Here is a 23,734-nt window from a genome sequence, read left to right on the forward strand (position 1 = left end):
TGCTGGCAAAAGGCTAAGCTAGTGAGCAATCAGTGTTGGCCCTGTCGGCACTTGTCATGATTTCTCTGCCCGGATGTCTCATGCGCAGTCGCCTTTTCAGTGTTTTATCTTGCCTGCTTCTTTCCACCACAGCCGTCCACTGCGCCCAGGCGGCAGACCTGACTCTACAGCGCCAGTATTACGATGAAGCCAAGCGCGCCCTGGCCAAAGGCGATTCCGGCCCCTATTTTCGTTATGCCGATGCGCTGCGCGACTATCCGCTGGAGCCCTACCTGGCCTACGACGAGCTCACGGCCCGGCTGAAATCCGCCAGCAACCCCGAGATCGAGAAGTTCCTCGCCGAACATGGCGACCTGCCCCAGGCCAACTGGATGAAACTGCGCTGGTTGCGCTGGCTGGCCGAACGCGGCGACTGGGCGACCTTCACCAAGTACTACGATCCGAAACTCAACTTCACCGAACTGGACTGCCTCAATGGCCAGTACCAGCTGGGGCACAACCTCAAGGCCGAAGGCTACGCCGCCACCGAGAAGCTCTGGCTGACCGGCAAATCCCAACCTGCTGCCTGCGACGCGTTGTTCGCCCAGTGGGCCGCCGAAGGCCAGTTGACCGAACAGAAGCGCTGGCAGCGAGCCAAACTGGCCGCCGAGGCCCGCAACTACCCCCTGGCCAACAGCCTGGTAAAGAGCATGACCACCCTGGCGCCCCAGGGCCGCCTGCTGGTGGACGTGGCGCAAAAACCCGAACTGCTGAGCCAGCCCTCGCGCTTCCAGCCTGCCGATGAAGCCATGTCCGACGTGGTTGGCCTCGGCCTGCGCCGCCTGGCGCGCCAGGATCCGGACAAGGCCATGGCCCTGCTGGATGGCTATGCCAGCAGCATGCACTTTTCCCGTGACGAAAAAGTGGCCATCGCCCGCGAGATCGGCCTGACCCTGGCACGGCGCTTCGACAGCCGCGCCCTGGACGTGATGACCAAGTACGATCCCGAGCTGCGGGACAACACCGTCTCCGAATGGCGCCTGCGCCTGCTGCTGCGCCTGGCGCGCTGGGAAGACGCCTACCAGCTGACCCGCAAGCTGCCCCAGGACCTGGCCACCACCAACCGCTGGCGCTACTGGCAGGCCCGCAGCCTGGAACTGGCCGAACCGAAGAACCCTCAGGCCCAGGTATTGTTCAAGGGCCTGGCCCGGGAGCGGGATTTCTACGGCTTCCTTGCCGCCGATCACGCCAAGGCGCCCTACCAGCTCAACAACCAGCCGCTGATGCTCAGCCAGGCCGTGATCAACAAGGTACGCAACACCCCGGGTGTACGCCGCGCCCTGGAGCTGCATGCCCGCGGGCAGATCGTCGACGGCCGCCGCGAGTGGTACCACGTCAGCCGGCATTTCAACCGCGACGAAATGGTTGCCCAGGCCAAGCTGGCCTACGACCTGAAATGGTACTTCCCGGCCATTCGCACCATCAGCCAGGCCCAGTACTGGGATGACCTGGACATCCGCTTCCCCATGGCCCACCGCGACACCCTGGTGCGCGAAGCCAAGGTTCGCGGCCTGCATTCCAGCTGGGTGTTCGCCATTACCCGCCAGGAAAGCGCCTTCATGGACGACGCCCGTTCCGGCGTCGGCGCCAGCGGCCTGATGCAACTGATGCCCGGCACCGCCAAGGAAACCGCGCGCAAGTTCAGCATTCCCCTGGCCTCGCCCCAGCAAGTGCTGGACCCGGACAAGAACATCCAGTTGGGCGCCGCCTACCTGAGCCAGGTCCACAGCCAGTTCAACGGCAACCGGGTACTGGCTTCCGCCGCCTACAACGCCGGCCCCGGGCGGGTGCGCCAGTGGCTCAAGGGGGCCGACCACCTGAGTTTCGATGTCTGGGTGGAAAGCATTCCTTTCGACGAAACCCGCCAGTACGTGCAGAACGTACTGTCCTACTCGGTGATCTACGGCCAGAAGCTCAATTCGCCGCAGCCCCTGGTGGACTGGCACGAACGCTACTTCGACGATCAGTAAGCACCGCCCCACAACAAAAAATGCCCGCAGCAATGCGGGCATTTTTGTATCTCCCCCAACACCCCCCAATACCTGTAGCCGCTGCCGAGCCTGCGACCGGGCGCGAAGTGGCCGTAAAGCGCTCGCTATGTTGGCGAGGACTACGTGCTCGTGCGCAGCCTCGCAGGCTCGGCAACGACTACAGGGCTCAGGGGTGCGTGGGCTCAGCCATCGCTGAATTGCAGGGCCGCCAGGCGCGCATACAAGGGGTTGCTGGCAATCAGTTGCTGATGGGTACCCACCGCGACCAGCCTGCCCTGGTCCATGACCGCGATCCGGTCGGCATTCTTCACCGTGGCCAGGCGATGGGCGATCACCAGGGTGGTGCGGTTCTTCATCAGGCTGGGCAAGGCCTGCTGGATCAGGTGCTCGCTTTGCGCGTCCAGGGCGCTGGTGGCTTCGTCCAGTAGCAGGATCGGCGCGTCCACCAGCAAGGCCCTAGCTATCGCCAGGCGCTGGCGCTGGCCGCCCGAAAGGCCAAGCCCGGCATCCCCCAGGTGGGTCTGGTAACCCTCGGGCATCTGTTCGATGAACTCATGGGCATAGGCGATCTTCGCCGCTTCCTGGACCTGGGCCAGGGTCGCCTCGGGATTGCCGTAGCGAATGTTCTCCTCGATGCTGCCGTAGAACAGCGCCGGGCTTTGCGAAACCAGGGCGAAGCAGCGACGCAAGTCCAGCGGGTCGAGCTGGGTCAGGGCCACGCCATCCAGCAGGATCCTTCCCTGCTGCGGGTCGTAGAAGCGCAGCAACAGATCATAAAGGGTGGATTTACCGGCCCCGGAAGGCCCCACCAACGCCAGAGTTTCTCCGGCCCGGATGCTCAGGCTCAAACCATCGATCGCGAAGCGGTCGGGCCGCGACGGATAGGAAAACCGCAGCCCGTCCAGCTCCAGATCACCCCGCACCCGCGCCGGCAGGCTTACCAGCCCGTCGGCGGGCGGCTGGATGATATTGTCCGCCCGCAACAATTCGGCAATCCGCTCCGCCGCGCCGGCCGCGCGCTGCAACTCGCCGATCACTTCGCTCAGGGTGCCGAAGGCACTGCCGACAATCAGGCTGTAGAAGACGAATGCCGCCAGCTCGCCGCCGGAGATGCGCCCGGCAATCACGTCCATGCCACCGACCCAGAGCATCACCCCCACCGCCCCCAGCACCAGGACGATCACCAGGGTGATCAGCCAGGCACGCTGGACAATCCGCTTGCGCGCCGTGTCGAACGCCTGCTCCACGGTCACGGCAAACCGCCGTTCATCCTGGGGTTGGTGGTTGTAAGCCTGGACCGTCTTGATCTGGCCGAGGGTTTCCGAGACATAGCTGCCGACATCGGCAATCCGGTCCTGGCTCAGGCGCGACAGGCTGCGCACCCGCCGACCGAAGATCAGGATTGGCGCCAGCACCAGCGGCAAGGCGATGACCACAATGCTGGTGAGCTTCGGGTTGGTGACAAACAGCAGCACGATCCCCCCCAGCACCATCAGCGCATTGCGCAAAAACAGCGACAGCGAAGACCCGATCACCGATTGCAGCAAGGTGGTGTCCGCGGTCAAGCGCGACTGGATTTCCGAGCTGCGGTTGTTTTCGTAGAACCCGGGATGCAGGTAGATCAGGTGATTGAACACCTGGCGCCGGATATCCGCCACGCAACGCTCGCCAATCCACGACACCAGGTAAAAGCGCACGAAGGTACCCACCGCCAGCGCCAGCACCAGCAGCAGGAACAGGCCGATGGACTGGTTCAACAGATGGGGCGATTGAGTCATGAAGCCCTGGTCCACCAACAGGCGAATGCCCTGCCCCATGGACAGGGTAATGCCGGCGGTAACTATCAGTGCCAGCAAGGCGCCCAGCGCCTGCCAACGGTAGGGAGCGACAAAGCGGCTGGCCAGATGCAGCGCCCGGCGGTGACGAGAAGAAAGCATGCTGTTCATCCATTGACGCACCGGCGAGCCGTTCGTTGCAGCAACGGCAACGAGATGAATTCGCAGGAACTTTGGTAAATCACAATGAGTCAGGTTGATTATGACCGCTGACACTAGAGCCTAGAGATTATCGGTCTAATCCGTGGCTGGCACTCCCCGGGCATTTCTGTTGGAGTGAAGTCGCCGGGCCAGCCCTCGCGGCGGTCTGTAACAGCTTGGTCACCCGGCCATTCTAGAGTAAGCACACAACCTGATGAGGAGACAGGCCATGTCCTTGCAACACAGCAGCAATGACAAGATTCAAGTGATCCGTACCCAGCCGAACCAGTCTCTGGGGTGTGCCATCATCGACGCCCAGGGTCGCGAAGTACCTATTACTGAAGACATGATCCAGAACGCCTGCCGCGAACTGGAAAAGCGACTGGTCAAGCCTGCTCGGCAAGATTGACACACAGCCTCACGTCCTCTTGACCCGGCCTTGCGGCCGGGTTTTTTATGCGCGGTTTCAGGCTTCCCGGGCACCCAAGGCACGGACGATCCGGCTCAAGGCCGCGGACTCGCCCTGGATGCGCACTTCCAGGCCGTCGATCTCGCGACGCTCCGGATAATGCTTGCGCAGACCATCGAAGGCGCTGCGCTGCTGAGCTACATCGTCCGACAGGCTACGGCGAAAATCCGCATCGTCGCGACGCGGGTCATACACGGCACGGCAGATCATCGCCAGGGCCCAGGCCGGGTCCGCATTGGCATTCAGGCTGACCTGAGGCACCCAGGGCGCCGGCAGCAAGGCCGACAGGCTGACCTGCTCGGCCTGCCCGAGGAAACGGCAGTAGGCCTGGTAGATCTGCGCCGTGCCCCGTTGCTTGCCGTCCAGGCTGTAACCGGCGATATGCGGCGTCGCCAGCACGCAGAGGTCCGCCAGGGAAGCATCCACCGTCGGCTCCTCCTCCCAGACATCCAGCACCGCCTGCAAGTCCTCGCGCTGGCGCAGCACCTCAGCCAGGGCCCGGTTATCCACCACCGGGCCACGGGCCGCGTTGATCAGCCAGGTGCCGTGCCTGAGCCGGTTCAGCCGCTGGCGATCCAGCAGGTGCCAGGTGGAGTCTTGCCCGCTCTTGGTCAGGGGTGTGTGCAAGCTGATGACATCGCAACGCTCGAGCAACTGCTCCAGGCTGACATAGTCGCCGCCTTCCGCCGCCTGCCGCTGCGGATCGCAGACCAGCACATTCCAGCCCAGGCCACGCAGCACCTCGATCAGGCGCCCGCCCACTTCACCGGCACCGACCACGCCATAGCAACGCTGCGCCAGGTCCACGCCTTCGATCTCGGCCAGGGTCAGCAGGCTGCCCAGCACATAGTCCACCACGCCCCGGGCGTTGCAGCCCGGGGCGCTGGACCAGGTGATCCCGGCCTGCTGGAAATACTCCAGGTCCAGGTGATCGGTGCCGATGGTGCAGGTGCCGACAAACCGCACCGGGCTGCCTTCCAGCAACTGGCGGTCGACCTGAGTCACCGAGCGCACCAGCAACACATCTGCCTGCTCCACGGTCGCCCGGTCGATGGCGCGCCCGGGGAAACGCCGGATCTCGCCGAAACCGGCAAAGAACTCTTCGATCAGGGGGATATTTTCGTCGGCAACAATCAACATGGCAGGCTCCTCTGGCGGAGCCGCAGTGTAGGCGCAGATGCCAGGCCGGGCTAGCGCGGCATGCGCGCCAACCGGCATTTTCACCACCCCCGGCGCTTACAAATCCACAACACGGGATGTTTTCCTGACTGAGATGTCAACGCGTAGACTGTCGCGTCCTGCGCAATACCACCTATGGACGCTACGCCCCGTGAATTCCGTGACTGACTCCCCTGCCGCCACCGCCACCAGCCGCCCTGCCCGGGTCGGCCGTGAACTGCATGACCTGCTGGTACTGGCCCTGCCCATCATGATTGCCCAGGTGGCCACCACCGCCATGGGCTTTGTCGATGCCGTGATGGCCGGCCGGGTCGGCCCGCGAGATCTGGCAGCCGTCGCCCTGGGCAACTCGATCTGGATTCCGGTGTTCCTGCTGATGACCGGCACCCTGCTGGCCACCACGCCCAAGGTGGCGCAGCGCTTCGGCGCCGGCAACCTGCACGAGATCGGCCCGCTGGTGCGCCAGGCACTGTGGCTCGCCGTGGTGGCCGGGATCTCGGCCCTGCTGATACTGATCAGTGCCGAGCCGGTGCTGCACCTGATGAATGTCGATCCGGAACTGATCAAGCCCTGCATGGGCTACCTGCACGGCATCGCCAGTGGCTTGCCGGCGGTAGCGCTGTACTACGTGCTGCGCTGCCTCAGCGATGGCCTGGGCCGCACGGTGCCGAGCATGGTCATCGGCCTGGGAGGCCTGGCCCTGAACATCCCCATCAACTACATCTTCATCTATGGCCATTTCGGTGTACCGGCCATGGGCGGCGTCGGTTGCGGCTGGGCCACGGCCATCGTGATGTGGGCCATGATGCTGGGCATGGCCGGCTGGATTTTCTGGGCACCGGCCTACCGCAAGATCCAGTTGTTCAGCCGCTTCGACTGGCCGCAAGGGGCGATGATCGGGCGCTTGCTGAGCATCGGCCTGCCCATCGGCATTGCAGTGTTCGCCGAATCGAGCATTTTCGCGGTGATCGCCCTGCTGATCGGCAGCCTGGGGGCCACGGTGGTGGCCGGGCACCAGATCGCCCTCAACGTCAGCGCCCTGATGTTCATGATTCCCTACTCCCTGGCCATGGCGGTGACCGTGCGGGTCGGCCAGGCCCTGGGCCGCCAGCAACCCCGCAATGCGCGCTTCAGCGCCGGCGTCGGCATGGCCACGTCACTGGCCTACGCCTGCCTTTCGGCGAGCCTGATGTTCTTCCTGCGTGAGCCCATCGCCACCATCTACACCACCGACCCGATGGTGATTCAGGTCGCTTCGATGCTGATTGTGTATGCGGCGCTGTTCCAGTTTTCCGATGGCATCCAGGTCACGGCGGCCGGCGCATTGCGCGGCTACCAGGACACTCGGGTGACCATGATCCTGACCCTGTTCGCCTACTGGGGGATTGGCTTGCCGGTGGGCTACGCCCTGGGCCTGACCGACTGGTTCGGCCCGGCGCGGGGCCCGAGCGGCCTGTGGGAAGGCCTGATCGTGGGCTTGAGCTGCGCGGCGCTGATGCTGTCGATCCGCCTGACCCGCAGCGCGCGCAAGCAGATCCGCATCAGCCGCTCGGCGGGTTAATCGAGCTTCTTGCGGATCCAGTAGAGGTAGGTACCTGCCTCTTCCTGCTGCGCTACCAGTTCATGGTCGAGAAACACGCAGAACTTGGGAATGTCGCGGCGGGTGGAGGGGTCGGTGGCAATCACCTTCAACAGCCCGCCCGGCGGCAGGTCGCGGATGTGCTGGTGCAGCATCATCACCGGCTCCGGGCAGTTGAGGCCCGTGGCGTCGAGGGTGCCGTCAACCGGCGTATCGATAATCTGACTCATGAATCACTCCTGAAACTGGCCGGCATTGTCGCGCAATACCGCCATCGGTTCATCTGTTGCTGTCGTTCCACGGCCCCGATCCTGCCGTAGGAGCTGGCTTGCCAGCGAAGGCATCCTCACGCCTTGCACCAGTGCGGGGCCTTTTTCGCCGGCAAGCCGGCTCCGACCAGGAAGCGGGCGGTGTTGCGGGTACTACGCCGATTTGGGCTTTTTCAGATCCAGGCGCCGCAGGTGGCAGGTGACTTCCTCGCGGTCGTGGTACAGCTGCTTGCAGCCAATGGCCACGCGAATGCCCCGGGCCTTGAAGCCTTCTTCGATGCGCTCCAGCAAGCGCTTCACTTCGGCATAGCGCTGCTTCATCGGCAGCTTGAGGTTGACCACCGCCTCGCGGCAGTGCCCCTCGCCGATCCAGGTCTCCAGCAGCGCGGCGTTGCGCGCCGGTTTCTCGACGATGTCGCAGACCATCCAGTCCACCGGCTGCCTGGGCTTGTAGGTAAAGCCGTCCGCCATCAGGTGCTGCACCAGGCCGGTGTCCATCAGGCTTTCAGCCATGGGGCCGTTGTCCACGGCGGTCACCAGCATGCCGCGGTTGACCAGTTGCCAGGTCCAGCCGCCCGGGGCAGCCCCCAGGTCGACGCCGGTCATGTCGCCATGCAGACGCTCGTCCCACTGGTCCCGAGGAATGAAATGGTGCCAGGCCTCTTCCAGCTTCAGGGTCGAGCGGCTCGGCGCTTCCCGGGGGAATTTCAGCCGTGGAATGCCCATGGGCCACATGGCCGAGTTGCCGGCATCAGCCAGGCCGACGAAGACTTCCCGACCGCTCTTGAAGGTCAGCAACAAGCGCGGCTTGGTCGCGTCGTCCACCAGCTTGCCGGCAGCGGTCAGGGCTTTGCGCAGGGGTGCTTCGAACTTCTTGCAGAAGTTGGACAGCTCCTTGCCATCGTTGGTGTCCACCACTTCCAGCCACAGACTGCCGCACTGCGGGAAGTTGGCCAGGTAGGCAAGGATCACGCTGATGCGGTCGGTTTCCGGCAAGTCGATGAAGCCGCCCCGGGCCCACTGCCGGGGAAAGATCAGCTCCGGGAAGCGCAGGCCCTGCATCAGACGCTGGGCCCCGTCGTCCTCGGTGCAGATGAACTCGGCGCAGGCGGTGCTGGGCTTGGCCTTGGCATAACCGGCGACATTCAGCCGGGCCGCGTGGTCGGCGATCTCGGAGCAGACTTCGCCCTCGAAGCCGGGCCGGCAATGGATAAACAGGGTGTTCATTGAATCTCCTGGGCAAATGGCGATGAATCGATGCGCAAACCTGCCCTGTAGCAAAGCCTGTCACGAAAACCGGCGCATGATAACCGAGTTCGGAACCTTGGACTGAGCCCAGCAGTCCAGTGATTAGCTATAAGCCCCAAACAGAGCTAGGTTAACTCTCTGTCCGTATCACAGGCCCGTAGCCGTGCGGGCCACAAGGAGTCATTCAATGCCATCCCTCGATAGCCTGAAAACCCTTAAGACCCTAAAAGTCGACGACAAGACTTATCACTATTTCAGCCTGCCGGACGCCGCCAGAAGCCTGGGTGATATCGACACCCTGCCCATGTCGCTGAAAGTCCTGCTGGAAAACCTGTTGCGCTGGGAAGACGACAAGACCGTCACCGGCGCCGACCTCAAGGCCATCGCGGCCTGGCTCAAGGAGCGCCGCTCCGACCGCGAGATCCAGTACCGCCCCGCACGGGTGCTGATGCAGGACTTCACCGGGGTGCCGGCGGTGGTCGACCTGGCCGCGATGCGCGCCGCCATGGCCAAGGCCGGTGGCGATCCGCAGCGGATCAACCCGCTGTCACCGGTGGACCTGGTGATCGACCACTCGGTGATGGTGGACAAGTTCGCCAGCAGCAGCGCCTTCGAGCAGAACGTCGATATCGAGATGCAACGCAACGGCGAGCGCTATGCCTTCCTGCGCTGGGGCCAGAGCGCCTTCGACAACTTCAGCGTGGTACCGCCGGGCACCGGCATCTGCCATCAGGTCAACCTGGAATACCTGGGGCGCACGGTCTGGACCAAGGACGAGGACGGCCGCACCTACGCCTTCCCCGATACCCTGGTGGGCACCGACTCCCACACCACCATGATCAATGGCCTTGGCGTACTGGGCTGGGGCGTGGGCGGGATCGAAGCCGAGGCGGCGATGCTCGGCCAGCCGGTGTCGATGCTGATTCCCGAAGTCATCGGCTTCAAGCTCACCGGCAAGCTCAAGGAAGGCATCACCGCCACCGACCTGGTGCTGACGGTGACCCAGATGCTGCGCAAGAAAGGCGTGGTCGGCAAATTCGTCGAGTTCTACGGTGACGGCCTGGCCGACCTGCCCCTGGCGGACCGTGCCACCATCGCCAACATGGCACCGGAATACGGCGCCACCTGCGGCTTCTTCCCGGTGGATGACATCACCCTGGACTACCTGCGACTGTCCGGGCGCCCCGACGAACTGGTGAAACTGGTGGAGGCCTACAGCAAGGCCCAGGGCCTGTGGCGCCTGCCGGGCAAGGAGCCGGTATTCACCGACAGCCTGGCGCTGGACATGGGCACCGTGGAGGCCAGCCTCGCCGGCCCCAAACGGCCGCAGGACCGGGTTGCACTGCCCAACGTTGCCCAGGCTTTCACTGACTTCCTCGACCTGCAGTTCAAACCCACCAGCAAGGAAGAAGGCCGCCTGGAAAGCGAAGGTGGCGGTGGTGTGGCGGTGGGCAACGCGGACCTGGTGGGCGAAGCCGACTACCAGTACGACGGCCAGACCTATCGCTTGAAAAACGGTGCCGTGGTGATCGCGGCCATCACCTCCTGCACCAACACCTCCAACCCCAGCGTCATGATGGCCGCCGGCCTGGTGGCGAAGAAGGCCGTGGAAAAAGGCCTGCAACGCAAACCCTGGGTCAAGAGCTCGCTGGCTCCAGGTTCCAAGGTGGTGACCGACTACTACAAGGCTGCCGGCCTGACGCCTTACCTGGACCAACTGGGCTTCGATCTGGTGGGCTACGGCTGCACCACCTGCATCGGCAACTCCGGCCCGCTGCAGGAGCCGATCGAGAAAGCCATCCAGCAGGCCGACCTCAGCGTGGCCTCGGTGCTGTCGGGCAACCGCAACTTCGAGGGCCGGGTGCATCCACTGGTGAAAACCAACTGGCTGGCCTCGCCGCCCCTGGTCGTGGCCTATGCCCTGGCGGGCACGGTGCGCATCGACATCAGCAGCGAGCCTCTGGGCCAGGGCAAGGACGGCCAGCCGGTGTACCTGCGGGACATCTGGCCCAGCAGCAAGGAGATCGCCGACGCCGTGGCCCAGGTCAACACTCGGATGTTCCACAAGGAGTACGCCGAAGTGTTCGCCGGGGATGCACAGTGGCAAGCCATCGAAGTGCCGCAGGCCGCCACCTATGTGTGGCAGGACGACTCCACCTATATCCAGCACCCGCCGTTCTTCGATGACATCGCCGGCCCGCTGCCGCAGATCACCGATGTCAGCGGCGCCCGGGTACTGGCCCTGCTGGGGGACTCGGTGACCACCGACCACATCTCCCCGGCCGGCAACATCAAGGCCGATAGCCCGGCTGGCCGCTACCTGCGGGACAAGGGCGTGGAACCACGGGACTTCAACTCCTACGGCTCACGGCGCGGCAACCACGAAGTGATGATGCGCGGTACCTTCGCCAACATCCGCATTCGCAACGAAATGCTCGGCGGCGAGGAAGGTGGCAACACCTTGTACATTCCCACCGGCGAGAAGTTGGCGATCTATGACGCAGCCATGCGCTACCAGGCCGACGGCACGCCGCTGGTGGTGATCGCCGGCCAGGAATACGGCACCGGTTCGAGCCGCGACTGGGCGGCCAAAGGCACCAACCTGCTGGGAGTCAAGGCAGTGATCGCCGAAAGCTTCGAACGTATCCACCGCTCCAACCTGGTGGGCATGGGCGTCCTGCCCTTGCAGTTCAAGCTGGACCAGAATCGCAAGAGCCTGAAGCTGACCGGCAAGGAAACCCTGGACATTCTCGGCCTCAGCGGTACGGAACTGACGCCGCGGATGAACCTGACCCTGGTGATCACCCGTGAGGATGGCAGCCAGGAGAAGATCGAGGTGCTGTGCCGCATCGACACCTTGAATGAAGTGGAATACTTCAAGTCCGGCGGGATCCTGCACTACGTTCTGCGGCAACTGATTGCCTCCTGACGCTGCCTGAAAAAAACACCGCCTTCGGGCGGTGTTTTGCATTGGGCTGCCGTGCCAGGACGAGGCGGTTATACTGCGCCCCCGCCAAATCTGACTCACCGGTCGCAATGGCGACTACAGATCCGGCGCAGTACTACGTCTCTGCAATACCCATTCTTACGCAACAAGGATTCCCCATGACTGCTCTGCCATGGATGTACCTGGCACTTCTTTCCATTGGCTACGCACTGGCCCTGAGCTACGGGCAACTGGGCCTGCTGGCCGCCCTGTCGATCTTGCTGCTGTTGGCTGCCGGCTTTGCCGTGCGCCAGCAACGCAGCCGCGTCGGCCAGTACCTGGGCCACGGCCTGTTCGTGGTGCTCGCCCTGGCCCTGGCCATGCACTGGCTGCCTGGGTTCTACAATGGCCGGGCCATCGACCCGCAACGCTTCACCGACGATGCCGTGCCCTTCTCCCTGTACCTGAACCAGGACAAGCCGCTGATCGGCTTCTGGCTGCTGCTGGTATGCCCGTGGATTGTTGCACGCCGCCCCCTGCGCCTGTCGATCTGTGCCATGGCGCTGGCGTTGACCCTGACGGCAATTGCCGCATTGGGCGGCGCTGCGTTGTTGGGCGTCATCAGTTGGGCGCCGAAGTGGCCGGAACAGGCTTGGCTATGGGTTTTGAATAACCTGCTTCTGGTGACGCTGGTGGAGGAAGCGCTATTTCGCGGGTACATCCAGGGCGGGTTAAGCCGTCGGTTCAAGCAGTTGCCGTATGGGGAGAATCTGGCGCTGTTTTTGGCGGCGTTGCTGTTCGGGTTGGTGCACTTAGGTGCGGGATGGCAATGGACGTTGCTGGCGACTATTGCTGGCGTCGGGTATGGACTAGCGTATCGGTTCGGGGGGTTGGGGGCCGCGGTTGTTACGCATTTCGGGCTGAATTTGCTGCATTTTGGGTTGTTTACTTATCCGATGTTGGCTTGAACCTGCAGCGTCAAAAAACGTTCAAAGCGCATGCTGCAAGGCCCAGGCACGCACCAAGATTGATATAGTGTCAGAAGGATTAACAAGCGCCATTTTATTGAATGTGCAAAACGGACTCTAAGCCATCGAAGGAGAGGCGGTGTGACGGCGAAAAACGTACTGGTTATTGGGGGCGCCGGTTATATAGGTTCTCACATGGTGAGAATGCTGACTGAAGAGGGCTTGGGAGCCGTCGTGCTCGACGACCTGAGTTCCGGGTTTGCCGACACCGTGCCTCAGAGCGTGCCTCTTATTGTCGGGGACGCTGGTAATCGCGAACTCCTCGAGCAAATTTTTCAGGAACATGAGATCGACGCAGTAATGCATTTTGCTTCCTACATTCAAGTGGGGGAATCGGTCCTGCAGCCTGCGAAGTATTACGAGAACAATCTGAGCAAGACCCTCGCCTTGCTGGCGAGCATGGCGCACCATCAGATCAAGAACTTCATATTTTCATCTACTGCGGCCATTTTTGGGAGCCCTACCAACGGCGCTATTTGCGAGGCTCACCAAACCGTTCCGATAAATCCTTATGGCCGATCCAAGCTCGCAGTCGAGCAGGTTCTACCTGATTACGAACAGGCCTACGGTATACGTCACGTGTGCCTGCGGTACTTTAACGCTGCAGGCGCTCAACCAGACGGTTCGCTAGGCGAGCGCCATGAGCCGGAAACGCACTTGATACCTTTGGCAATCAATGCCGCCCTGGGCAACGGCCCTTCGCTGAAAATTTTTGGCGATGACTATTCAACTGCCGATGGCACATGCGTGCGCGACTACATTCACGTCTGCGACATAGCCGCCGCCCACCTGTCGGCATTGAATCATTTGCGAAATCAGGGCGACTCCCTGAAGCTGAACCTGGGGAACGGCGCCGGCTATAGCGTTAAAGATGTTCTGAATAGCGTGCAACGAATCACTCGCCAGGCAGTTCCTCATGAGTTTGTAGCCAGGCGCATGGGCGACCCATCAGTGCTCGTCGCGGACTCCGCACAGGCAAGGAAGGCTTTGAACTGGACCCCACGTTACCCTGCTCTAGACGATATCATTGCCCATGCCTATGCATGGCATTCGTCCATGTAACGCAAATGACGCAATCTTTTCAGAATTAAGGATGAATCAATGGCAGGGCCAACATTATCTGTAGTCATTCCTTGTTATAACGAGGAAGACGGGATTCTCGAGTTGCACCGACGAGTTACCGCCGTCTGTACAGAGCAACTTAACGATGACTACGAACTCGTCCTGATCAATGATGGATCCAGGGATTCAACGTGGAAAATCATGCAGGATCTGTCGCAAATTGATCGCCGCGTGGTTGCCATCAATCTCTCACGCAACCATGGTCATCAACTTGCATTGTCAGCCGGCTTGCAACTCTGTCGGGGCAATCGGGTTTTCATCCTCGACGCCGACCTTCAGGATCCTCCAGAACTGCTATCAAAAATGATGGAACGAATGGACCACGGATGCGACGTTGTCTACGGCCAGCGGATTAAACGCGACGGCGAGACGATGTTCAAAAAGGCTTCGGCTCACTTCTTCTATCGCATGCTTAACCGGATGGTAGACATCGACATCCCTGCAGATACCGGGGACTTCCGCCTGATGAGTCGTCGAGCCGTCGACTTGCTGAACGGAATGCCTGAGCATCATCGCTTTATTCGCGGAATGGTCAGTTGGATCGGTCTTAAGCAAGAAGCCCTTCCCTATGAGCGCGCAGCACGATTCGCCGGGGAAACAAAGTACCCGTTGTCGAAGATGATTAAGTTTGCAATAGATGCAATCACCGGATTCTCTGTACGCCCTTTGCGCATGGCATCGTATTTAGGCATTGGCTTCGGGGCGGCCACAGTACTGCTATTGGGTTATGTGTTGCTTCACTACTTCACAGGCAACAGTGTAGAAGGATGGACATCCCTGGCAGTGATCATGCTGGCGCTGGGCAGCATGCAGTTATTTGTTGCTGGTGTCATGGGAGAGTATTTGGGAAGACTCTATATAGAAACCAAAGGCCGACCTTTGTTTATTATTCAAGAGATAGTCTCATCTCTGGACAAGGAGATCAAAACGGAGCCCAACAAGGAGACATCGAATTGAGCGATAATATCAACCCGGATAAAGATCAACGCGTACGTGCCGAATTCGATCTACTTGCTGACGAGTACCATGATCAGCATAAAGAGAACGTCGCAATTACCGGCGAAAACCCGGAGTTTTTTTCTGAATACAAAATTGCAGACTTGGCAGCGCTAGTAGCAGATCAAAAACTGCCCTCGGCCTCTGTTTTTGACTTCGGCAGCGGTATCGGAAACTCATTACCCTTCTTCAGAAAATATTTCCCTGGCAGTGCGATTACTTGCGGGGATGTCTCATCTCGCAGTATTGAAATCGCAAAAATCAGATTCCCCGGTGACGAAAGATACGTACAGATTGAAAACACTATCCCTTTGCCTACACACAGCCAGGATATCGTATTCACAGCTTGCGTCTTTCACCATATACCGCACGAAGACCATGATCACTGGTTAAAGGAGTTGCTACGCATCACCAAACCAGGAGGAATTCTAACGATATATGAGCATAACCCGCTGAATCCACTGACCGTAAAAGCGGTGAACACCTGCCCCCTTGATGTAAACGCAAAACTGATTCTGGGGCGGACTATGGCGAAACGCGCAACTGCCGGTGGCTGGGCAAAACCCAGCGTTGACTACAAACTTTTCTTTCCGGCCTTCTTGAGCTATCTGCGCCCGCTGGAGCGGAAGTTGAATTGGCTCGCACTGGGTGCTCAGTACCGTATGTCTGCGCGAGCGCCAGAATGATTGCACTGGCCATTCAGACGATGAAATTCTTACTTGTCGGCGTGTTAAACACGCTGACAGGTTTGGCCGCTATCTATGCAATCATGTACTTTACATCCCTCGGCCCACTGACGGCTAATGCTGTGGGTTATGCCGTAGGCTTGGCCATTAGCTTTACCCTGAATAGCATCTGGACATTTAAAAGCACGAACCCTGCGAGGCACTCGCTTCCTAAATATATACTGTGCGCCATTATCGCCTATTTATTGAACGCAGCCGGAGTGTTACTCGCGTTAAACGCCCTAAAAATAAATCCTTACATTGCGCAACTCTGTGGAATAGTAATTTACAGCACCGTCATGTTCATCACCTGCAAATTATTCATCTTCAAAAATAACGCAAGTTAAAAAACAACACAAGGTACATTCTAGGATGCAAGAAGCATTGCGCCAAAACAAAAAGCCATTACTAAAAAAACTGGGAATTTACATTGGCCTTCTGATAATTCTACCGATGGTGTTAGGCTACTATGTTCTAGGGCTTAACCATTGGGACATGTCGATCCCTATGATATACGGGAATGGGGATGACATATGGCAATTGACCCTGACGAAAGTATTAACCGATACGGGATGGGTACTTAGCAATCCATTCCTAGGAGCACCAGAAGTTGCAAGCTGGCATCACAATGCCGCCGCACAGACCAGCGCATTGCACTCAGTCATCATGCTGGGTTTAAATTTTTTTATCAAAGACCCAATCTTTCTTCAACAGTTTTACTACCTACTAAATTTTTCCTTAATTGCCCTCACCTCCTTTATCGCCTGTAGACTGCTTAACATATCCAGACTCTGCGGAATATGCGTGGCCTTCCTGTTTGCATTTACCACCTTTAGAATAAATTTTCTAATCTATTCATTTATACCGAATTATTTTATCGTCCCTCTTGCCATTGTTTCTGCCATATGGACCTTACAGGGGAAATTCGATCATATCCTTTTAACAAACCCGAAAAATCTTATAACCAATCGTTCTTTTTTACTCGGTGCGCTTTTCGTATTATTAATCGCATTATCTGATGGCTACTACGCTTTTTTTACACTACTGATTCTTGGTTTCGTTGCTGGCTCCCGCGCAGTGTTAGTAGGGTGGCGAAAACCCATACTAATGACTCCAGCCATTACTTACATCCTGCTACTAGTGATTGTATCAGTACTATTACAACTACCTTTGTATAATTACAAAAAAAATCATCATAGTGAGTATTTCCCCACAGGCACAACAGAAGACCCAGTACTAATAAAGCAACCTTTCGAGGCGGAGGTGTACAGTACAAGCCTCAAACAACTCCTCGCACCCAACCCCCAAAATACAATACCGATAATAGGTGATATCGGGCAAAAAATGCTAAACAGCAACAATGCGGCAAGAAAATATGCAAACGCCGTAACAGTCGCTCTTGGTCTTTTAGTTTCCTTTTTTCTTGCGATCGCACTAATATCGCTAGCTCTCCCTATATTGAGAAGAACCAGCCACCCTGTAATACCCGGCCAACAATTAAGTCTGACCGACGCACTATTGCCGTTAATTCTCTTTTCGCTCTTGTGCAATATCTTTGGAGGCATTGGCACTATTGTCGCATTAATATTTCCTACCATCCGCGCCTATGACCGTTTTGGCGTACTACTGACTTTCTTTCTCTTATTGTTTGGAGCCCAACTCATTGACAAATGGCGCGACAGCAAGGGAAAAAATCGTCAAAAACTCGCATCCGCGCTTATTATTGCGATTACGATGGCAGCACTGGTTGATCAGATCCCCACTACGTCGAATGGTAGGAGTCAGTTTGTTGCAGATCAATTTATAGCCGAGCGAGAATTTGTTAGCTCTCTGGAAAAGTCCGTCCCGAAAGGCTCTATGGTCTATCAGTATCCCTATTCTCAATATTTACGAGAGAGTCCTTATTATGGCTGGGGTTCCTTTTCCCACATTCGTCTTTATCTCAACTCACATACCCTTCACTGGAGCAACGGTGGCGCAAAGAACAGCCCGGCAGATGACTGGAATTATAGAATATCCAAACTTCCCTTTGCGCAACAACTAACCGAGATTGAAGCCTTAGGATTTAAATCCATCGTAATTGACCGAAGCGTTCTTAAAAACGAAGAATATTCAGAGATCCGCCAAACTCTTCAAACCCTCAACTACCAACTCATCGAGGGTAAAGGTAATTTTTCTTACGCGCTGCTGCACAACCCGGGATACTTGATCCACTACACCCCCGACTACAAAAATATTAACTCTATAGAGATACTTTCAAAAGAGGCATCCAATAGAAACAGCTATCCTGTACTGGTCAACGGAAACACCTTCAGCGCTTTTGTAACCACCTATTCCGGCGACGTTCCAGTTACAGTTAACAACAAAACTCACTCAGAATTATTTCTGGATGGATCCGTATTAACGAGGGGAGCGGGGGACACTGCGATAACCCCGTTCGACGTCATGAAAGGCAACCTCACCTGTACGCTAGAAGGAGGAGCATCTTCAAATAAAGACCTTTCGTTAAAACTGACTTTAACCAATAAAAGTGATTTCAACTGGAGCATGGGAGCTGGGCCGCTTCCGATAAGGATCGGATACCACATTGAAAAGACAGATGGAACAGTCACTCAATGGGACAACGGATATCGTGCGCCGAGCAATCGCATTCTTCGGCCCGGTGAAAGCGAGACGCTAACAGTGCCTCTCAGCGCTCTTAAGTTACCGAGTATTAACAAAGGCGAATCGCCGCAGTTACGATTCGCTCTGGTACAGGATGGTAGCGCCTGGTTCTCTAACGTCAGCTGCACTGTCCCGCTTTGATGGCTAGCGTTATGACCTAACGGCCATCAACCAGTGCTGCCTTTCGACCCGAGTAAAGCCCGGCCCTGCCCCCCCCCACGGGATCAGAGCCGGGTAGAGTAAGCAGCAGTGCTCACGATTACTCATGTGATAAAGTTTCGCACTCTGGGGAGAACCACCTCCTAACGGTTGCTCCTATTGCTCACGGCCTCCCGAGAATGAAATTGGACTGCCCCCGACACCGTAGACATCTCCAGCCTATGCTTTGAGCATAGGAGGAAGTTTATGAGCACCCAACGATTCACGCCGGAATTCAAGGCAGAAGCCGTGAGGCAAGTCATTGAGCGCGGATACTCCGTTGCGGAAACAGCCGAGCGCCTCGGCGTTTCGACCCACAGCCTCTACAAATGGGTCAAAGCCGTGACGCCTGACAAAACCGAGAAACAGGCCAGCGAACTGCTCGAAGCCAAAAGCGAGATTTTACGGCTGCGAGCCCAAATGCGACGCTTGGAAGAAGAGCGCGACATCTTAAAAAAGGCAGCGCGGTACTTCGCCAGGGAACCCGAGTGAAATACCGCTTTATGAACGAGCACCGACATCAATACGCGATCACTACGCTGTGTCGGGTTTTGCAAGTTGCTCGTGCCGGGTTCTATCAATGGCTACACAAGCCTGTTTCTGATCGAGAAAAAGAGAATGGTCGGCTGTTAGGGCTGATCCGCGACTCCTATGCGGCCAGTCGAGGTGTGTATGGTGCACGGAGGGTGTTTGCTGACTTGCGCGAGGCTGGAGAAAGTTGCGGCAAGCACCGTGTCGCGGCACTGATGCGCACCAATAAAATCAAGGCGCTCAGAGGCTATAAAGCCCCGCGCGCAATCAAAGGGCGGCCATCGATCATTGCCCCCAATCGACTCAACCGGGCGTTCACTGTCGATGCCCCTAATAAGGCTTGGGTGACCGATATCACTTACATCCGGACGTGGCAGGGCTGGTTATATCTGGCCGTCGTACTGGATCTGTATGCTCGCAAAGTGGTCGGCTGGTCAATGAAGCCAACGCTGGGCAAGGAGCTTGCATTGGATGCACTGCTCATGGCGGTATGGCGCCGTAAACCCAAAACCAGAGTCATCGTGCATTCGGATCAGGGTAGCCAATATGGCAGCGATGACTGGAAACGTTTTTGTTTGGCCAACCACCTAGAGCCGAGTCTGAGCCGCCGAGGAAACTGCTGGGACAATGCCGTGGCGGAGTCTTTTTTCAGCAGCCTGAAAAAAGAACGCATTCGCAAGAGGATCTACAAAACCCGTGACATGGCCCGTGCCGACGTATTCGATTACATTGAAGCGTTTTACAACCGAACGCGTCGTCACAGTTACCTGGGCGGCGTCAGTCCTGAGGCCTTCGAAAGTGCCTCACTTTGAAGCTGGAAAATGTCTATGAGGGCGGGGGCAGTCCACATCATTTTTTGTGGCGAAAACTACTCCGTGCAGAATTTGGTTAATCCATCCTAATTCCGAATCCGGAACGAAAAACAGATCAAAAAAGTCATTTTCACGGTTAGAATCCCCCCCATAAACTGAGTAACCACAAGGGTTTTTCCAAGACATGAAGTACCGTTCAGATATTGATGGACTCCGGGCGATAGCCGTCCTGAGTGTGGTGATTTTCCATTTGAATGTCGGATTACTTCCTGGCGGATTTGTCGGGGTCGACATATTTTTCGTGATTTCTGGCTACCTTATTTCGAAGATTATCTACGCAGAGACTAGCAACGACTCATTCTCCATCGCGAATTTCTACGTAAGACGAGCACGCCGGATCCTGCCTGCCTTTCTGTCGGTGATAGTCACAACATCGATTGCCGCCTATTGCCTACTGTATCCAAGTGAACTTGCAAACTACGCAAAATCCGCTATCGCCTCAGCGCTTTTCTCCGCAAACATCTACTTCTATGCCACCCTCAATTATTTTTCGCCCTCCGCGGATGAGATTCCGCTTCTGCACCTTTGGTCACTTGGTATCGAGGAGCAATTCTATATCTTCTTCCCGTTAATCATCCTGGGACTTTCGAAACTTTCAAAACGGTTGATACCCGCAACCATCGTTATCATGCTGGCTGTATCGTTGTTTTTCTCGCAGCAATTACTCTCTACAAACCCAACCGCGTCGTTTTATCTTCTGCCGTTTCGTGCATTCGAGCTTCTTATCGGGAGTTTGATTGCACTTCCCGCGCTACACCTAAAAAAACCTCCGATAATCTCGCTATGCCTGTTTGCGCTGGGCATGGCCGGATTGGCTTACCCAATATTCTTCTACAATAGTCAAACCCCGTTCCCTGGAATCGCCGCAGCCCTACCGTGCTTAGGCGCAGCGCTCATTATCATGGCTGGCGAGCAAGACGACAGGATGTCGATGCTCTTGGGCTCCCGACCGATGGTATTCGTGGGAAAAATATCGTACTCCCTGTATCTCGTTCACTGGCCTTTGATTGTATTCGCCAAACGCGCATTCCCTAATGCAGACAAAGAGATCGCCGCACTGGTGATTTTTGCAATGGCCATTCTTTTAGCTTGGTTAAATTACAAACTGATTGAGCAAACTTTCCGTTACGCAAAAAAGCAAAGGACGCCTGCACACATCTTGTCAGTCGCATCTATGTCTCTTTGCCTAGTGGTAGCCACAGGATGTGTTCGTCTCACACAAACACGGCTTCCCCTCATCTTCCCAAAGTCGAATCGATCAAGTGCTTACGACGATGTCCTACAATCCAACCAAGGATTATCAAGCGGGGGAATGTTTTCTAGACCCGGATCAAGATCCCGCTAAAACGGACCTCCTACGTTGTGTGCCCTCTGGAAAAAATAAAACGGCGCTTCTTTGGGGAGACAGTCATGCCGCACACCTCTATATGGGGCTACGTAAAACACTTGGCGAACATAACATCTCACTTGGGCAGTTAACGGCCTCAGCATGCGCTCCGATTCTAGGCATGGATATGCCGGCACGCCCTTACTGCAAGAATGCAAACGAAATATTCTTAAAAAAAATCGAGGCCGCTCGACCCGATATTCTAATCATTACTGCCGGCTGGCCGATATCGCCCGAATACATGGCGTCCTTAGATCGAACGCTGGATAAAGTAGACACCTTGAACTTGACTAAAGTGGTTGTAATAGGTGAAGCGCCACTTTTCAAACGCAGCGTTCCCTTGATCATGATTGATAGGATAAAAGGCAAGATGTTCAACTTCAACTCGTCAAATGATGTTGATTGGGAGGTCATGCAACGGTCCGAGGCTGCCGTCAGTGAGGTGGTCTCTCATCACAACCGTATTGCTTATGTATCACTGACAAAAGCGGTATGCCCTAACGGGTCCTGCCCAATGGCATCTCCCGATGAAAAACCCCTGATCTATGACATCGTGCACCTGACACCAGAAGGATCAGGTCTATACGCCAAGGAAATAACACCGTTGATCGTAAATTAACGCCCCAATACGTTATCAATACGACTTCAGTCATCGCAAAAGTATCCAGTGGCGAACAGGATGTTCGTGTGAGATATCTGACCACGTTACCGCAGGCCCAGCCCGGACTATCGAGAGCCTCCTCAGTTTCGGGCAGACCTGTGGGGGTATCTCCCAACGAACACCTGGCGCGCCCATGATCAAAGAAAATCCATCACGCGACTACGACCTGATATTTGACACTGACAATCTGAACTTGTCTGGCTCACGCTGTGTCTTTACCTGAACAAACATGGCCTTTTGCAGAGCAATGTCAGAAGGTTAACGTTTACGATGCAGCGTCCACTGGACTCACCCCAACTCGATCAGCGGTCAGTGCCGCGTCAGTGGGCAAAATGTGCCAATGCCCTTGTCGGGGAGGAAAAAAAAATACGACGTGGTAACATCGCCGATGTAACGCAGCACCTCTGCAGAAGGGCTACAGGAAGAGGCGGTTGCCAAAGCCGACCTCACTGTTACCCTTCCCCCATACAGACCCTCTAGGCAGCGCGAGATGAGCTAATGTCTTGGTTTTGATAAAAGTAGGTCGCCGGTGAACGATACAAAGTGGGCAAATAGCCATCAACCCAAGTTTACCGAATGGCACTTTGACAGGATACAAACCCACAGTCCTCCGACCAGAGTGGACAACAGAAAACGGAGCGCGCAATTACCGTGCAGGGATTAATAAAGGCGACTTTCGACCTGAGCTCCCCTTCTGAAATGAGTGTGTTGTACGTGGGGCAAAAAGGCTTGCTTGACCGCACGCTGCGCAGGGTACCGATAACTTACCTTGATGGCGGCGCAGGACGAACGGATGCAGGGTGAAGGTGAATTTGCGAAGCTTTCCAAATAATTAGGATGATCAAATGTCTGCAACAAGCGTCAAGGCATCAGTACAGGGTTCCGTACCACACTTCGCCGGAAAAAAAGTTTGGATTACAGGGCACAAAGGAATGCTTGGCTCTGCTGTAGTCCGGAACTTTAAAGACGAGGATGCCCAACTACTGCTGACGTCTAGGGCCGATTTGGATCTTACCAACCAGGCTGCTGTATACGATTGGATGGCAGAGCACCGCCCGGACTATATCTTTCATGTCGGCGCCAAGGTCGGCGGTATTCATGCCAACGCAACGCTGCCTGCATCTTTCATTTACGACAACTTGATGATTCAAACGAACGTCATCTCTGGCGCTCACAAGTTCGGGACCAAAAAATTACTCTTTGTCGCCACCAACTGCACCTATCCCAAAAATGCAGCACAACCTATTACCGAAGAGACGCTACTCACTGGACCTTTGGAAGATAGTATCCGCGCGTACGCTGTCAGCAAAATTGCTGGCATTGAAATGTGCCGGGCCTACCGCAAACAATATGGCTGTGACTTCGTCTCCGTTATCCCGCCAAATCTTTATGGCCCCGGCGACAATTACCACTCTCAACACAGCCATGTCGTTGCGGGAATTCTCCGTCGTACGCATGCGGCCAAAGTCCTGCAGCAGAAAGAGTTCGTCGTTTGGGGCGATGGCACTCCACGACGCGAACTCCTGCATGTTGACGACCTTGCCGACGCAATGAAGTGCGTAATGCTCGCGCCAACCACTGACGACCTCTACAACATCGGCTGTAATCACGATATCGCCATCGCCGACCTTGCTGCGATGATTGCGGAGGTCGTCGGCTATGAGGGAAAAATCGTTTACGACACGAACAAACCAAATGGCACTATCCGCAAGCTACTGGATAGCAGCAAGATTAGAGCGCTTGGATGGAAACCTAAAATTGATGAAAAAACAGGGCTCAAAAGCGCCTACGAGGACTTCTTGAACTTGCTTGAGTCGCCGACCCCGGACGCACGTATCGACATCTGATGCAAGCACCGCAGGCGAACCGTCATC

18 protein-coding genes are annotated in these 23,734 nt (G+C 57.0%); 14 read left to right on the forward strand and 4 right to left on the reverse strand.

Annotated elements, in window-relative coordinates:
* Positions 1-80 precede the first annotated feature (80 nt).
* Positions 81-2,009: a transglycosylase SLT domain-containing protein gene (locus M2395_RS11360; RefSeq protein ID WP_011060256.1), complete on the forward strand. Its 1,929-nt coding sequence runs from the start codon at positions 81-83 to the stop codon at positions 2,007-2,009.
* Positions 2,010-2,212: 203 nt separating this feature from the next.
* Here M2395_RS11360 and M2395_RS11365 read toward each other — a convergent pair whose 3' ends face one another.
* Positions 2,213-3,976: an ABC transporter transmembrane domain-containing protein gene (locus M2395_RS11365; protein WP_162470467.1), complete on the reverse strand. Its 1,764-nt coding sequence runs from the start codon at positions 3,974-3,976 to the stop codon at positions 2,213-2,215.
* A 259-nt stretch (positions 3,977-4,235) separates the two neighbouring features.
* Between M2395_RS11365 and M2395_RS11370 the strand changes: the two genes are divergently transcribed.
* Positions 4,236-4,415, forward strand: a complete 180-nt coding sequence (locus tag M2395_RS11370; RefSeq protein WP_011060254.1) for a PA1571 family protein — start codon at positions 4,236-4,238, stop codon at positions 4,413-4,415.
* Between the two features lie 57 nt (positions 4,416-4,472).
* Here M2395_RS11370 and pdxB read toward each other — a convergent pair whose 3' ends face one another.
* Positions 4,473-5,615, reverse strand: a complete 1,143-nt coding sequence (pdxB, locus tag M2395_RS11375; RefSeq protein WP_053157146.1) for a 4-phosphoerythronate dehydrogenase PdxB — start codon at positions 5,613-5,615, stop codon at positions 4,473-4,475.
* A gap of 190 nt (positions 5,616-5,805) precedes the next feature.
* On the opposite strand from pdxB, the gene M2395_RS11380 reads away from it, so the two are divergent.
* Entirely contained in the window at positions 5,806-7,215 is a 1,410-nt protein-coding gene (locus M2395_RS11380; protein WP_019093726.1) for an MATE family efflux transporter, read from the forward strand.
* Here M2395_RS11380 and tusA read toward each other — a convergent pair.
* Positions 7,212-7,463, reverse strand: a complete 252-nt coding sequence (tusA, locus tag M2395_RS11385; RefSeq protein WP_011060251.1) for a sulfurtransferase TusA — start codon at positions 7,461-7,463, stop codon at positions 7,212-7,214. The two genes, M2395_RS11380 and tusA, sit on opposite strands and share 4 nt — an antisense overlap.
* 192 nt (positions 7,464-7,655) lie before the next feature.
* Complete coding sequence (gene rlmM / locus M2395_RS11390) at positions 7,656-8,729, reverse strand: 23S rRNA (cytidine(2498)-2'-O)-methyltransferase RlmM (protein ID WP_015634804.1); 1,074 nt, start codon at positions 8,727-8,729, stop codon at positions 7,656-7,658.
* 208 nt (positions 8,730-8,937) lie between these two features.
* Here rlmM and acnA point away from each other — a divergent pair, with 208 nt between their 5' ends.
* From acnA to M2395_RS11445, 11 genes are all read left to right on the forward strand, one after another.
* Entirely contained in the window at positions 8,938-11,679 is a 2,742-nt protein-coding gene (acnA, locus tag M2395_RS11395; protein WP_011060249.1) for an aconitate hydratase AcnA, read from the forward strand.
* A 176-nt stretch (positions 11,680-11,855) separates the two neighbouring features.
* Positions 11,856-12,644, forward strand: coding sequence for a CPBP family intramembrane glutamic endopeptidase (locus tag M2395_RS11400; RefSeq protein ID WP_015634802.1), 789 nt, complete (start codon positions 11,856-11,858; stop codon positions 12,642-12,644).
* A 141-nt stretch (positions 12,645-12,785) separates the two neighbouring features.
* Complete coding sequence (galE, locus tag M2395_RS11405; RefSeq protein ID WP_041752059.1) at positions 12,786-13,766, forward strand: UDP-glucose 4-epimerase GalE; 981 nt, start codon at positions 12,786-12,788, stop codon at positions 13,764-13,766.
* A 39-nt stretch (positions 13,767-13,805) separates the two neighbouring features.
* Positions 13,806-14,783, forward strand: a complete 978-nt coding sequence (locus tag M2395_RS11410) for a glycosyltransferase family 2 protein (protein ID WP_015634800.1) — start codon at positions 13,806-13,808, stop codon at positions 14,781-14,783.
* The gene (locus M2395_RS11415; protein ID WP_015634799.1) at positions 14,780-15,508 is read left to right on the forward strand and encodes a class I SAM-dependent methyltransferase; all 729 of its coding nucleotides are present in this window, start codon (positions 14,780-14,782) and stop codon (positions 15,506-15,508) included. Before M2395_RS11410 ends, M2395_RS11415 begins: the two co-directional genes overlap by 4 nt.
* A complete protein-coding gene (locus M2395_RS11420) occupies positions 15,505-15,894 on the forward strand; it encodes a GtrA family protein (protein ID WP_123430283.1) in 390 nt (129 codons plus the stop codon). Before M2395_RS11415 ends, M2395_RS11420 begins: the two co-directional genes overlap by 4 nt.
* Positions 15,895-15,919: 25 nt before the next feature.
* On the forward strand, positions 15,920-18,352 hold the full coding sequence (locus M2395_RS11425; RefSeq protein ID WP_123430282.1) for a hypothetical protein: 2,433 nt from the start codon (positions 15,920-15,922) through the stop codon (positions 18,350-18,352).
* Between the two features lie 264 nt (positions 18,353-18,616).
* Positions 18,617-19,752, forward strand: a protein-coding gene (locus tag M2395_RS11430) for an IS3 family transposase (RefSeq protein ID WP_217438339.1) whose coding sequence is annotated in 2 segments (ribosomal slippage) — positions 18,617-18,857 and positions 18,857-19,752 — 1,137 coding nt in all. Because the reading frame shifts where the segments join, the coding sequence is not laid out codon by codon here.
* A gap of 184 nt (positions 19,753-19,936) precedes the next feature.
* The gene (locus M2395_RS11435) at positions 19,937-21,157 is read left to right on the forward strand and encodes an acyltransferase (RefSeq protein WP_227454142.1); all 1,221 of its coding nucleotides are present in this window, start codon (positions 19,937-19,939) and stop codon (positions 21,155-21,157) included.
* Entirely contained in the window at positions 21,087-21,818 is a 732-nt protein-coding gene (locus M2395_RS11440; RefSeq protein ID WP_227454143.1) for an SGNH hydrolase domain-containing protein, read from the forward strand. The genes M2395_RS11435 and M2395_RS11440 overlap by 71 nt, the downstream gene beginning before the upstream one ends.
* Positions 21,819-22,705: 887 nt before the next feature.
* On the forward strand, positions 22,706-23,707 hold the full coding sequence (locus tag M2395_RS11445; RefSeq protein ID WP_041116927.1) for a GDP-L-fucose synthase: 1,002 nt from the start codon (positions 22,706-22,708) through the stop codon (positions 23,705-23,707).
* The last annotated feature ends 27 nt before the right edge of the window (positions 23,708-23,734 follow it).

This window comes from Pseudomonas sp. BIGb0176, from assembly GCF_024810175.1.
Taxonomy (GTDB): domain Bacteria; phylum Pseudomonadota; class Gammaproteobacteria; order Pseudomonadales; family Pseudomonadaceae; genus Aquipseudomonas; species Aquipseudomonas protegens.